Here is an 11965-nt window from a genome sequence, read left to right as displayed (position 1 = left end):
GATGTTTCTATGGGGTCAAGCACAGTGGGGCTACCCGCAATCAAACTTTGTAGAGGCGTTCATGTCTGAGGTGCATATGGGACCCCTTGTGCTTGAACCTGCCGATTACAGGGCGATGAACGCGCGGCAGAAGGAAACCTACAATTTTCACAAGATTGCTGCCCGTCTTGCCGACTACGGCTACAACTGCCTCTTGCTATCAGACGACTGGCAGGGTGCGGATTTCATAGCCTACCATCACAATGGAAAAGACTTTTACCGCGTTCAACTCAAGGGCCGACTAACACTGAACGTGAAGTACGAGGGTAAGGGCCTCTATATCGCCTTTTTTGATCGCAAGAATGACCGTTGCTACGTCTACCCTCACGATCTTATCGGTGGTCTCATCGAAAGGGCCGATAAGATTAATAGCTCGAAATCATGGAGTGAACACCGCAGCTACTCTTGGCCCAGTGTCCCAGCATGGGCGTCAAAGCTGCTGGCACCATATGAGATACCTTCAATCCCCAAGCCCAAGGACGACGAATGACCAAATCAATCCCCTCAGTCTCCGTCACCTACGCTCAGAATGGCGCGTCCACCACGTCCAACGAATATGGGATGCGGGCGATGCAGGAGCGGGCCTACGAACGGCGCGGTGAGCAATATCTGCTGATCAAGTCGCCACCGGCGTCGGGGAAATCTCGGGCTTTGATGTTCATCGCTTTGGACAAGCTGGAGAACCAAGGGTTGAAGCAGGCCATCGTCGTGGTGCCCGAGAAATCCATCGGGTCCAGCTTCAACGATGAACCGCTGGCCAAATACGGTTTTTGGGCGGATTGGACCGTGGTCCCGAAGTGGAACCTCTGCAACGCGCCCGGCGGCGATGATGGCAAGGTCGGTTCGGTCGGCAAGTTCTTGGACAGCGATGATCGCATCCTGATCTGCACGCACGCCACCTTCCGCTTTGCCGTTGATAAGTTCGGGATCGAGGTTTTTGATGATCGACTGATTGCCGTCGATGAATTCCATCACGTCAGCGCCAACCCTGATAACAAGCTAGGCGCACATCTGGGCCAGTTGATCGCCCGTGATCGGGTGCATGTTGTGGCTATGACCGGCAGCTACTTCCGTGGCGACGCGGAGGCTGTGCTGTCACCAGCCGACGAATCCAAGTTCGATACGGTGACCTATACCTATTACGAGCAATTGAATGGGTATGAACACCTCAAGACGCTAGATATCGGATATTTCTTTTACACTGGTTCTTATGCTGATGAACTGCTGTCGGTGTTGGACCCAAATGAGAAGACAATCCTTCACATCCCGAACGTGAATGCACGGGAAGCAGGCCCGCTTCACAAGTCAGCACAAGTCTCACATATCATGGATGCAGTAGGTGATTATCAGGGAACCGATCCGATTACTGGTTTTCATCTGATCGAAACGCCTGAAGGTCAGATTATCAAAGTAGCTGATCTCGTTGAGGACGACCCCAGGAAGAGAGATTGTGTTTCTGCTGCATTGAAGGACCCCACTCAGAAAAACAACCGGGACCACGTAGACCTGATCATCGCCCTTGGCATGGCAAAAGAAGGTTTTGATTGGATTTGGTGTGAACACGCCTTGACCGTTGGCTATCGTGCCAGCCTCACCGAGATCGTCCAGATCATTGGCCGTGCCACCCGTGATGCCAAGGGAAAGACCCATGCGCGGTTCACCAACCTGATTGCCGAACCTGATGCGTCAGAGGGCGCGGTGACCGAGGCGATTAACGACACCCTCAAGGCCATCGCAGCCAGCCTGTTGATGGAACAGGTCCTCGCCCCGCGTTTCAACTTCACCCCCAAGACGACAGCCTCAACCGAGCAGGAAGGGTTTGAGTATGGCGAGGGTGGGTATGATCCAGCAAAGACCAATGTCGGCTTCAACGAGGAGACAGGTCAGTTCCAGGTCGAGATCAAAGGTCTTGCTGAACCAAAGACCAAAGAGGCCGAACGGATTTGTCAGGAAGACCTGAATGAAGTGATCACGGCATTCGTTCAGGACAAGCCTGTGATTGAGCGTGGGCTGTTTGACGAGGAACTGGTTCCAGAGGAACTGACCGTCGTCCGCATGGGGAAGATCATCAAGGATCGTTACCCCGAACTTGAGGACGGCGACGTCGAGGCTGTGCGCCAACGTGCTGTCGCTGCCATGAACCTGACGCAGCAGGCCAAGAAAGCCGTGCTGGAAGATGACGAGGATCGTGAACCTTCGGCCAACACAGCATTGATCGACGGGGTCCGTAAGTTTGCCATGGACGTGCGCGATCTCGACATCGATCTCATCGATGCCATCAACCCGTTTAACGAGGCATACTCAATCCTATCCAAGTCGATGGACGCTGAACGGCTGCAACAGGTCCAAGCCGTCATCACATCAAAGCGCACCCAGATCAGCCCCGACGAGGCAGTCACATGGGCCAAACGAGCCAGCCGCTTCAAGAAAGAAAACGGACGCGCCCCATCAATGACCGCCCCCGACCCCTATGAAAAACTGATGGCCGAAGGTGCCACTGCGTTTATGCGGTTCCGCAAAGAGGGTCGCTATGAGTGATGACCTTGATGCCCTTGCCGGTGACCTTGCCGAGTTTGACGTCGAGGAGAAAACAGTCAAGCGGTCTCCTATCGAAGAGCGGGTCATCGCCGGGTTTGAAGACATTCAGCGGTTTACAGACCGTCAAGGGCATCCGCCCCGTCATGGTGAAGATCGGGATATCTTCGAGAGGCTGTACGCGGTCCGCCTAGAGCGCCTCTCTGCGTCAGCCGACTACGTGGCGATCCTATCACCACTTGACCACCAGGGGCTGCTCCAGGGGGCAACAGAGCTATCCGTTAAGGAAGATGATCTCGATCTCGATGCGTTGGCATCTGATCTAGAGGATTTGGACGATGTAGCAGGTGATATCACGGAACTACGACATGTCCGTCCCGTGGCCGAAAAACGGGCCGCAGAAGAGATCGCCAACCGTGAGACCTGCGCTGACTTTGACAAGTTCAAGCCACTATTCGAGAAGGTCCAAGCTGATCTCGACGTGGGCCTAAGAACGACTCGACCACCTGAAACCAGCGCCGAGATCAAGGAGGGGCGCTTCTACATCCTGTCTGGCCAGAAAGCTTATGTGGCCGAGGTCGGTGAGCAGTTCAAACAAGACTATGGTGACTGGGACGCCCGGCTGCGTGTCGTGTTCGACAATGGGACAGAAAGCAATCTGCTGATGCGGTCGCTGCATCGTGCCATGAGCAAGGATAAGTCGAGCAGAACCATCAGCGACCCCGTGGCGGGGCCCCTGTTTTCCGACGCTTCAACTGAGGGTGATGAGGCCAGCGGCACCATCTACGTTCTTCGCAGTAAGTCGGACCTTCCGATTGTGGCCGACAACCGCGACCTACTGCATAAGATCGGCGTAACCGGTGGTCCAGTTGAACGTCGGATCGCCAATGCTAAGCTCGATCCGACGTTCCTCATGGCGGATGTGGAAATCGTGACCACCTACGAGCTTTACAACATCAACCGAGTGAAGCTGGAAAACCTACTTCACCGCATCTTCGAACGCGCACGTTTGGATATCGAGATCAAAGACCGCTTTGGCCATCCTGTTGTACCACGTGAGTGGTTCCTCGTACCGGTCTTTGCCATTGATGAAGCAGTGGAGCGGATCAGGGATGGGTCGATCAAAGGGTTGTCGTATGATCCGACTACTGCGGGCTTCACATAATCACTTGCCTTTGTTGTTCGTCAGGTGAGTTGTCGCTTCTGCCTTCTGGTTCATCGATCATGGTGTTTCAAAGGCTGCATCAATTCCAATCGGTAGTCCGCGTAGCGAAATCCGCGACGAATTGATCGACGTCGCCATAAGTGATTAGGCTGATTGCAGGAATAATCTTTTCCTTCATCTCCCGTGAGCCATAGTTCTTATTCATCACACCTTTCATTTTCCAACCGCCAAGGTGGGCCTTCCATTTTTCCGATGTCTCGGCATCGTCGAGGGCGTCAAGGAATGTGTGACGGAAGCTGTGAAAGCTCAACTTTTGTCCTTTCCAGCCTAGTGATGTGATGAGCCGAGTGGCCCAATCGGAAATATCGTCACTTCGATAGCCGTCTTTGGTTTCACGGAAGTCGGGGAACAAGTAGTCCTGCCCTTTGGATCGTTGAACGAAATCCAATAGCCCACCTTGCCGTAAGATCGGGTGTATTGGTATTGTTCGAGGAATGGTCTTTGACGAGCCTTTACGTGAACCTGAGATGATTTCCTTTGGTAGCTTGAGGTCGATGCAGGGATACCCATGCTTTGTTATGAAATCCCGTGGCGAAAGTGCGGCAATCTCGTTTGCCCGTAGGCCATGGTAGAGGCCAATTATGCTGCACCAATAGAATGGCGAAACACTTCCCTCGCTGGCATGCGCAACAGCTTTTGAAAGAAATATGCTTAGCTGATCAACTGAAAATGGATAGCGCTTGTCCAGTTCATCTACGGGGTCTTTGAGCGAAATCCTCGTCAAATTCGGTTGGCGGAAATTGCCATCGTACATCGTCGCAGTGTTGAACAGTTGTACAACGTTACGGATATGTGTGTTGACGGAAGAAATTGATAGCGTCTCGTGTTCAGGTTTCCGTTGGTCGATTGCTTCCATCATTGTCTTGCCAGGATACCTCTTTGACATATTCGTCGGTACGTTGAGCAGTGCATCGCGAAACTCTGTTACTTCAGCGCGTCCGATATTCCTGATATCGTAGTTCTTGCCAAACCATTGCTGCATCAGGTCCATGGTGTTTCGTGTTTTGGCGACACCCTTCGCACCACGGCTATTGGATACTTCGGCAAGCAGCAGATTGGCCTGTTCACTCAGGTCGTAGCTGATCGCTGGCTTGCTGGACGTGCTGTTTGCGGCGTCAATCGGCTCTTTGGTGGTCGCGTCGATGAAGAAAGAGTTGTCATCCCGTCCGGGGGTGTTGGCATATGTGTTCACGATATCCACATAAACTTGGATGAAGGCCTCGCGAATGCGGCGGACCAACTTGGCATAAGATGGGTTGTCTGGCGACAGCGCCAGTTGATGGGTCCTCAACTGACTATCTGCATACTGTTTGGCAGACGAAATTGGATCGAAATCTCGAAGCAGTTCCTGAAGTGTCGCGCTACGGTCCTCCTCAGCGATTTCATTGGCCAATTGCTCTTCCAACGGAGCGTCAATGAGGTCGGCAAAATCGGCGTCGATCTCTGTGCGATAGTCTCGATACACTTCGCGTGCCATTGTCGCGATCATCGATTCAGGCAGTTCCTCGATGACGCTCGGCTGGCTGGCACGAGCATCGTATAGTTCATTGAACCATCGGTACTGATCCCTGCGCCAATCATCAGCGCGTTCACGGGCGGTGCGCCGATCCGTCGTGTCCATCGATTTGTGCTTTTCCCTCTTTCCGACAAGTGGGATGACCGACTTTGGGACATATACGCGCACATGCCAGATGTCGTTCTGTCGATATAAGTGTGGGACGCCTTTGGGTTTCAACATGGGCCAATCGTAGTAGCGTATCGTAGTAAAAGCCACACTCAAACCCTTGCGAGTAAGGGGTTTTCATAAAAATATGGGAAATATAAGGGTATTGGTGGAGCCTAGGGGAGTCGAACCCCTGACCTCTTGCATGCCATGCAAGCGCTCTCCCAACTGAGCTAAGGCCCCAATAGCGCGGTCTTTAAGGCAAGCGCGCGGGGGAGATCAAGTGAAAAATCCCCGCGCCGCCGGACCGGTTTAATCGTCGTCGTCATCCGCTGCGACATCGGCGATCTCGTCGAGTGAGACATCATCATTGTCGTCATCATCATCCAGCAGATCGTCGTCGAGCTTCACGTCAGCGGCGTCATCCTCGTCGAGCACTTCGACGTCATCGGTGACATCCTCTTCCTTGGCCTTCTTGCTGGCCGGGTCAGCCTTGTCGGCGACCATGGTGCGGTTTTTGCTCACGTCGATGGTCACGACCTCGCCCGTGTAGGGGCTGACGATCGGGTCTTTGTTCAAGTCGTAAAACCGTTTACCGGTTGTCGGGCAAAGGCGCTTTACGCCCCACTCTTCTTTGGGCATGGGAATCCCTTTCGTATCCGTCATTGCGGTGATCGACGCCAACTGCCACAGCTTGAAAGCGGTGTCAAAGCCAATTGAAAGGAAGCGCGCTTATGTGGGGCCGAGGGTTGCCGACACATCTGATTTTGCAAGGCCCTCCGGCGGTGGAGGTGGTGCTGAAACGCTCGGCGCGGGCCAAGCGGTTATCGCTGCGCGTCTCAGGGCTGGATAGGCGCGTATCGCTGACGCTGCCGCCGCGCGTGCGGCTGCGCGAGGCCGAGGCGTTCTTGCGCGAGAAAGAGAGCTGGTTGCGGACGGCCCTGGCGCGCAATCCCGATATGGTGCGCGTTGAGCCGGAGGCAGAGGTTTTGTTTCAAGGGGCACCGCATGTGGTTGAGTTGGCGACTGTGAAGGCGGTGCAGGTGGAGGGGGACCGCCTGCTTGTGCCTGGCCGCGCCCCGGAGCGGACGGGGGCGCGAGTGGAGGCGTTTTTGAAGCTGCAGGCGCGGCATCGGCTGCAGGCCGCAAGCGATCTATATGCGGCGCGATTGGGTTTGCCCTACGGACGGCTGACCTTGCGCGATACGCGGTCGCGCTGGGGGTCGTGTTCTGCTGAGGGTAACCTGAACTACTCGTGGCGTTTGATCATGGCTCCGGCGGAGGTGCTGGAGTATGTGGCCGCTCATGAGGTCGCCCATCTGGCCGAGATGAACCATAGCCCGGCCTTTTGGGATGTGGTCACGCGGCTTTACGGGCCCTATGCAGAGCAGCGCGGTTGGCTGCGCCAGCATGGCGGTCAATTGCATCGCTATCGCTTCAAAGATTGACCCGCGCGGCGTTTGTGATCACATTTGAGCCATGTTGATCCAATCCCGATCCGAACCCACGACGGCATCCCATGACCGGGTGTACCGGTCTTTGCGCACCAAGATCATGCATGGAGAGGTTTTACCCGGTCAGGCGATGACCTTGCGTGGGATCGGTAAGGAATACGGCGTGTCGATGACACCTGCGCGCGAGGCGGCACGGCGGTTGGTGGCGGAAGGGGCGTTGTCGCTGTCCTCCTCAGGCCGGGTGTCGACGCCAGAGTTGAGCAACGAGCGGATCGAGGAATTGGCCGCCTTGCGCGCGCTCATCGAGCCGGAACTGTCGAGCCGCGCCTTGCCGCGGGCGCATATGGCGCTGATCGAGCGGCTGGAGACGATCAACGGTGCGATTGGCACCGTGATCGCGCGCGGAGATTCGGTTGGCTATATTCGCACCAATCTGGAGTTTCACAGGACGCTTTATCTGCGCGCCCAAGCACCTGCGATGCTGGCCACGGCAGAGACGATCTGGCTGCAATTGGGGCCGACCATGCGGGCGCTTTACGGCAAGCTGAAGCGCACGGAGCCTCCGGTGCATCACCGGTTGATTATCGCCGCGTTGAAGGCGGGTGATGAGCCGGGATTGCGGCTGGCGGTGCGCACGGATGTGACGGCTGGTTTGAAGATGTTGGCGGGGTAGGGGGCGCTGCCCCCTCTGGCTGCGCCATTCACCCCCGAGGTATTTAGGAACAAAAGAAGGGTCGGCGGGCGCGCGTTAAGGTTAATGGTTGGTGAAACGAGTACGGCGCCCCGCGATGGGAGCGCCGTTTTTTCGTTCTGAGCTTCGGTTCAGCTATGGATCGGGCCGTCGCCGCAGGCGAGGGCCGCTTCGCGCACGGCTTCCGAATAGGTCGGGTGCGCGTGGCAAGTGCGGGCGAGGTCTTCGGCGGCGGCGCCGAACTCCATAGCGACGCAAATCTCGTGCAGCAGGTCACCCGCCATGGGGCCGATGATATGCGCGCCGAGGATGCGGTCGGTGGATTTGTCGGCGAGGATTTTGACGAAACCGTCAGCGGCGAAATTCGCCTTCGCGCGACCATTGCCCATGAAGGAGAACTTGCCGACCTTATAGGCACGCCCTTGTTCTTTCAGGGTTTCTTCGGTTTCACCGACGCTTGCGACCTCGGGGTGAGTATAGATCACGCCGGGGATCACGCCGTAGTTCACGTGGCCGTGCTGGCCTGCGATCACTTCGGCAACGGCCATGCCTTCGTCTTCGGCTTTATGGGCCAGCATCGGGCCTTCGATGGCGTCGCCGATGGCGTAGATGCCTTTGACATTGGTGTTCCACTGGGCGTCGGTCTTGACCTGACCGCGCTCGGTCATGGCGACGCCGAGAGCGTCTAGGCCGAGGCCGTCGATGTAGGGTTTGCGGCCCGTGGCGACGAGGACGGTGTCGGCGTCGATCGTGTGCTCGCTGTCATCCTTGCGCAGCTTGTAGGTGACTTTGGCCTTGGTTTTCGTGGCGTCGACCGATTGGACGGCGGCGCCGAGAGTGAAGTTAAGGCCCTGTTTTGTCAGCAGTTTCTGGAAGGTGCGCTGCACTTCGGCGTCCATGCCGGGGGTGATAGCGTCAAGGAATTCGACGACATGCACTTCGGTGCCGAGGCGGGCATAGACAGAGCCAAGCTCAAGCCCGATCACGCCTGCGCCGATCACGACCATTTTCTTGGGGATCTTGCTTAGTTCCAGCGCGCCGGTGGAGGTGACGACGACCTTTTCGTCAATCTCGATCCCCGGCAGGGAGGACGGCTCGGAGCCGGATGCGATGACGATATGCGTGGCCTCGTGAACCTCGTCACCGACTTTGACTTTGCCCGCTTCGGGGATCGATCCCCAACCTTTGAGCCAGTCTATCTTGTTCTTTTTGAACAGAAATTCGATGCCTTTGGTGTTCTGGCCGATCACCTCGTCTTTGTAGGCGAGCATCTGTTTCCAGTCGACCGAAGGGCTTTTGCCCTTCAAGCCCATGGAGGCGAAATTATGTTCTGCTTCGTGCAGCATATGAGACGCATGCAGCAGCGCTTTGGACGGGATGCAGCCGATGTTCAGGCAGGTGCCGCCAAGGGTCTCGCGCCCTTCGACACAAGCGGTTTTGAGGCCGAGTTGGGCGCAGCGGATGGCGCAGACATAGCCGCCGGGGCCGCTGCCGATGATGATGACGTCATAGTTGGCCATTGGGGTCTCCTGAGGTCGGGAAGGGCTGTGCATATCGCGTACACTTCCGGTGCATAGCGCGTACATACACTGTACATACAAATGGGTGTATCATAGCAGCGCCGCCATGATCATAAGGCCGCTGGCCGCCCAGCCGACGGCGAAGATAAGACTGCGCCACGGCACCCATCCGAAGGCATAGGCGGGGATGTAGAGGATGCGTGCGGCAAGGTAGGCGTAGGCGCAGGCGGCGGTGAATTGCGTGCCGCTGTCCGAGAGTGTCACGACGACGACGGCGAGGGTGAAAAGGATCAGCGCCTCGAAATGGTTGTTCAGCGCGCGATAAAGGCGGGCGGTGCGGGTGCTGAGTTGATCCATCAGCGGTTTTTCCATGCGATCCGCGTCGCGGGGGGACCCGGTTTTGGCCGGGCCAAGCTCCAGATTGGCGGGGACCGCCATCAGGACGAATTGCAGCATCTGCAACAGGCCTGCGAGGGCGAGGACGGTAAGCTCGGGTGTCATTTGACGGTCACCCGTTCGTGGCGGAACCACTTGGCGATGCCCCAAAGGCCGACGCAGGCGAGCAGTGCGTTCAGGTAGGTGGCCATGGAGGCCATGTTCTGCGGGGCGGTGAGGGCGGAGGCGATCATCGCGAGGCAGAAGAGCGCGAAAAGGCCTCCCATGAGCGGATTCGCAGCTTTGAGGCCGATGCGGAGGGCCAGCATGATCGCGAGGTCAATGGCGGCTGTGATGAGTTGGCCATTGGTGGCAGCGTCCGACAAAGCAAAGCGCAGCACAGCGGCCATGACGAGGCCGACGACCGAGACGATCAGCATGTAGCGGAGGGCTGTGAGGGCGACGGTCATTGGGTTCTCAATTTGCAAGCTGATCCATTAGGAACCGAAAATTTGTTCTTCCGTTGATCCTAATCGTTTCAGGTTTGAGTTCTCGGACATCATCTGCTTCGCGAACCTTAGCTTCACAATGCCCAAGACCTTTCACAGGCGTCCCAAACGCATTCGCAGCTTCGTAATCCACAAACACGGATGCCATTTCGTAACCACCGGAAAACAGTTGCTTGTCGATTGCGTCTAGAGCATCGAAGCTACTTGCTCCCTCCCAAGCCGCATAAGTTTCTTCGGTCATCGGTTGAGTCTCGAAGAATTGGCAACCTGTGCGGACGTAAGTGCTTGGTGATCGGAGACGTTCTTTGATTTGGCTTTCGCATGCCTGACAAAATAGCTCATCGTTGCTTTGCAAGAAATCTGGAACCCAATCAGCGCGAAGCAGTGTTGGCGTCACGCCGGACGTCAACAATGTGAAGAGTCCGATTGTTCCCCAAAACTTCATAGCTTTAGAGATCCATCAACAAGCGGCGCGGATCCTCGAGCGCCTCTTTGACCCGCACCAAGAACGTCACCGCGCCTTTGCCGTCGACGATCCGGTGGTCATACGACAGCGCCAGATACATCATCGGGCGGATTTTGATTTCTCCACCCACGACCATCGGGCGGTCCTGGATTTTGTGCATCCCCAAGATACCCGATTGCGGCGGGTTCAGGATGGGGGAGGACATGAGGGAGCCGTAGACGCCTCCGTTCGAGATGGTGAAGGTGCCGCCTTGCATTTCGGCCATCGACAGTTTGCCGTCGCGGGCGCGTTTGCCTTTTTCGCCGATGGCTTTTTCGATATCGGCGAAGCTCATCGCGTCGGCGTCGCGGATCACGGGGACGACGAGGCCGGTGGGCGTGCCGGCGGCGATGCCCATATGGACGAAGTTCTTGTAGACGATGTCGGTGCCGTCGATTTCGGCGTTGACCTCGGGGACCTCTTTCAGCGCGTGGCAGCAGGCCTTGGTGAAGAAGGACATGAAGCCCAGTTTCACGCCGTGTTTCTTGAGGAACATGTCTTTGTATTCGTTGCGCAGCGCCATCACCTCGGTCATGTCGACCTCGTTATAGGTGGTGAGCATGGCGGCGGTGTTCTGGCTGTCCTTGAGGCGCTTGGCGATGGTCTGGCGCAGGCGCGTCATCTTCACGCGCTCTTCGCGGGAGGCATCATCGGCAGAGACGGGGGCGCGCGGGATCGACGCGGGCGCAGGCGCTTCGGCCTTGGGGGCGGAGAGGGCGTTCAGAACGTCTTCTTTCATCACGCGACCGTCGCGGCCTGTGCCGGTGACCTGGTCGGAGGTGAGGCCTTTTTCGGCCATCAGCTTTTTGGCAGAGGGGGCGTCTTCGACGTCTATGTCTGAGCCGGACGGGGCTGCGGCGGGGGCCGGGGCTTTCTCCTGCGCGGGGGCCGCGGCACCTGAGCCGGAGATGACGCCAAGCTTTGCGGAGGCATCGACGGTTGTGCCTTCAGCGGCGGTGATTTCCGTGAGGACACCGGCGGCGGGGGCCGGGACCTCGACGCTGACCTTGTCGGTCTCCAACTCGCAGAGCATTTCGTCTTGCGCGACGCTGTCGCCCACGGCTTTGAACCATGTGGAAACGGTCGCCTCCGTCACGCTTTCGCCAAGGGTGGGGACCATGACGTCAACAGCGTCGCCGCCTTTGGGGGCGTCGGCCTTGGCTTGAGGCTCCGACTCTGCGGCCGGGGCGGGGGTCGCGTCTGCACTCGCGCCTTCGGAGATAGAGGCCAGCAGCGCGTCAACGCCCACGGTCTCGCCTTCGGCGGCGACGATTTCAGACAGGGTGCCAGCGGCGGGGGAGGGGACCTCGACCGTGACTTTGTCGGTTTCCAGCTCGCAGAGCATTTCATCCACAGCTACGGCATCGCCGGGCTTTTTGAACCAAGTGGCGACGGTGGCCTCGGTGACGCTTTCGCCCAGTGTGGGGACGCGGACTTCGGTGGACATGG

At 57.3% G+C, this 11965-nt stretch carries 12 protein-coding genes and 1 tRNA gene; 5 read left to right on the top strand and 8 right to left on the bottom strand.

Going from position 1 to position 11965, the window contains the following annotated elements:
• Positions 1 to 61: 61 nt before the first annotated feature.
• Genes KUW67_RS11220 through KUW67_RS11210 form a run of 3 tightly spaced genes read left to right on the top strand, consistent with a single transcriptional unit; the run spans position 62 to position 3739 of the window.
• A complete protein-coding gene (locus KUW67_RS11220; RefSeq protein ID WP_224825395.1) occupies positions 62 to 529 on the top strand; it encodes a hypothetical protein in 468 nt (155 codons plus the stop codon).
• Positions 526 to 2577 (top strand): DEAD/DEAH box helicase, encoded by a 2052-nt coding sequence (locus KUW67_RS11215; RefSeq protein WP_224825394.1) that lies wholly within the window; start codon positions 526 to 528, stop codon positions 2575 to 2577. The genes KUW67_RS11220 and KUW67_RS11215 overlap by 4 nt, the downstream gene beginning before the upstream one ends.
• Positions 2570 to 3739, top strand: coding sequence for a GIY-YIG nuclease family protein (locus tag KUW67_RS11210; protein ID WP_224825393.1), 1170 nt, complete (start codon positions 2570 to 2572; stop codon positions 3737 to 3739). The genes KUW67_RS11215 and KUW67_RS11210 overlap by 8 nt, the downstream gene beginning before the upstream one ends.
• 79 nt (positions 3740 to 3818) lie before the next feature.
• Here the strand turns inward: KUW67_RS11210 and KUW67_RS11205 are convergent, their stop codons facing one another.
• The 3 genes from KUW67_RS11205 to KUW67_RS11195 form a co-directional block, all read right to left on the bottom strand.
• Entirely contained in the window at positions 3819 to 5537 is a 1719-nt protein-coding gene (locus KUW67_RS11205) for a DUF6538 domain-containing protein (RefSeq protein WP_370634967.1), read from the bottom strand.
• 92 nt (positions 5538 to 5629) lie between these two features.
• Positions 5630 to 5705: transfer RNA gene (locus KUW67_RS11200), tRNA-Ala, on the bottom strand.
• Positions 5706 to 5774: 69 nt separating this feature from the next.
• A complete protein-coding gene (locus KUW67_RS11195; RefSeq protein WP_224825391.1) occupies positions 5775 to 6104 on the bottom strand; it encodes a TIGR02300 family protein in 330 nt (109 codons plus the stop codon).
• A 92-nt stretch (positions 6105 to 6196) separates the two neighbouring features.
• On the opposite strand from KUW67_RS11195, the gene KUW67_RS11190 reads away from it, so the two are divergent.
• Entirely contained in the window at positions 6197 to 6910 is a 714-nt protein-coding gene (locus KUW67_RS11190) for a M48 family metallopeptidase (RefSeq protein ID WP_224825390.1), read from the top strand.
• A 31-nt stretch (positions 6911 to 6941) separates the two neighbouring features.
• Complete coding sequence (locus tag KUW67_RS11185; RefSeq protein WP_255596798.1) at positions 6942 to 7589, top strand: GntR family transcriptional regulator; 648 nt, start codon at positions 6942 to 6944, stop codon at positions 7587 to 7589.
• Between the two features lie 149 nt (positions 7590 to 7738).
• On the opposite strand, the gene lpdA is transcribed toward KUW67_RS11185, so the two are convergent.
• The 5 genes from lpdA to odhB form a co-directional block, all read right to left on the bottom strand.
• Positions 7739 to 9127, bottom strand: a complete 1389-nt coding sequence (gene lpdA / locus KUW67_RS11180; protein WP_224825389.1) for a dihydrolipoyl dehydrogenase — start codon at positions 9125 to 9127, stop codon at positions 7739 to 7741.
• A 90-nt stretch (positions 9128 to 9217) separates the two neighbouring features.
• A complete protein-coding gene (locus tag KUW67_RS11175; protein ID WP_224825388.1) occupies positions 9218 to 9628 on the bottom strand; it encodes an MAPEG family protein in 411 nt (136 codons plus the stop codon).
• Positions 9625 to 9972: a hypothetical protein gene (locus KUW67_RS11170; protein WP_224825387.1), complete on the bottom strand. Its 348-nt coding sequence runs from the start codon at positions 9970 to 9972 to the stop codon at positions 9625 to 9627. The genes KUW67_RS11175 and KUW67_RS11170 overlap by 4 nt, the downstream gene beginning before the upstream one ends.
• 7 nt (positions 9973 to 9979) lie before the next feature.
• On the bottom strand, positions 9980 to 10456 hold the full coding sequence (locus KUW67_RS11165) for a hypothetical protein (protein WP_224825386.1): 477 nt from the start codon (positions 10454 to 10456) through the stop codon (positions 9980 to 9982).
• Positions 10457 to 10460: 4 nt separating this feature from the next.
• The gene (gene odhB, locus KUW67_RS11160) at positions 10461 to 11963 is read right to left on the bottom strand and encodes a 2-oxoglutarate dehydrogenase complex dihydrolipoyllysine-residue succinyltransferase (protein WP_224825385.1); all 1503 of its coding nucleotides are present in this window, start codon (positions 11961 to 11963) and stop codon (positions 10461 to 10463) included.
• Positions 11964 to 11965: the final 2 nt, after the last annotated feature.

It is taken from the genome of Cognatishimia sp. MH4019 (assembly GCF_020177595.1).
GTDB lineage: Bacteria > Pseudomonadota > Alphaproteobacteria > Rhodobacterales > Rhodobacteraceae > JAHTBL01.
The sequence above is the reverse complement of the archived record's forward strand: the minus strand, read 5'-3'. Positions and strand labels throughout refer to the sequence as shown.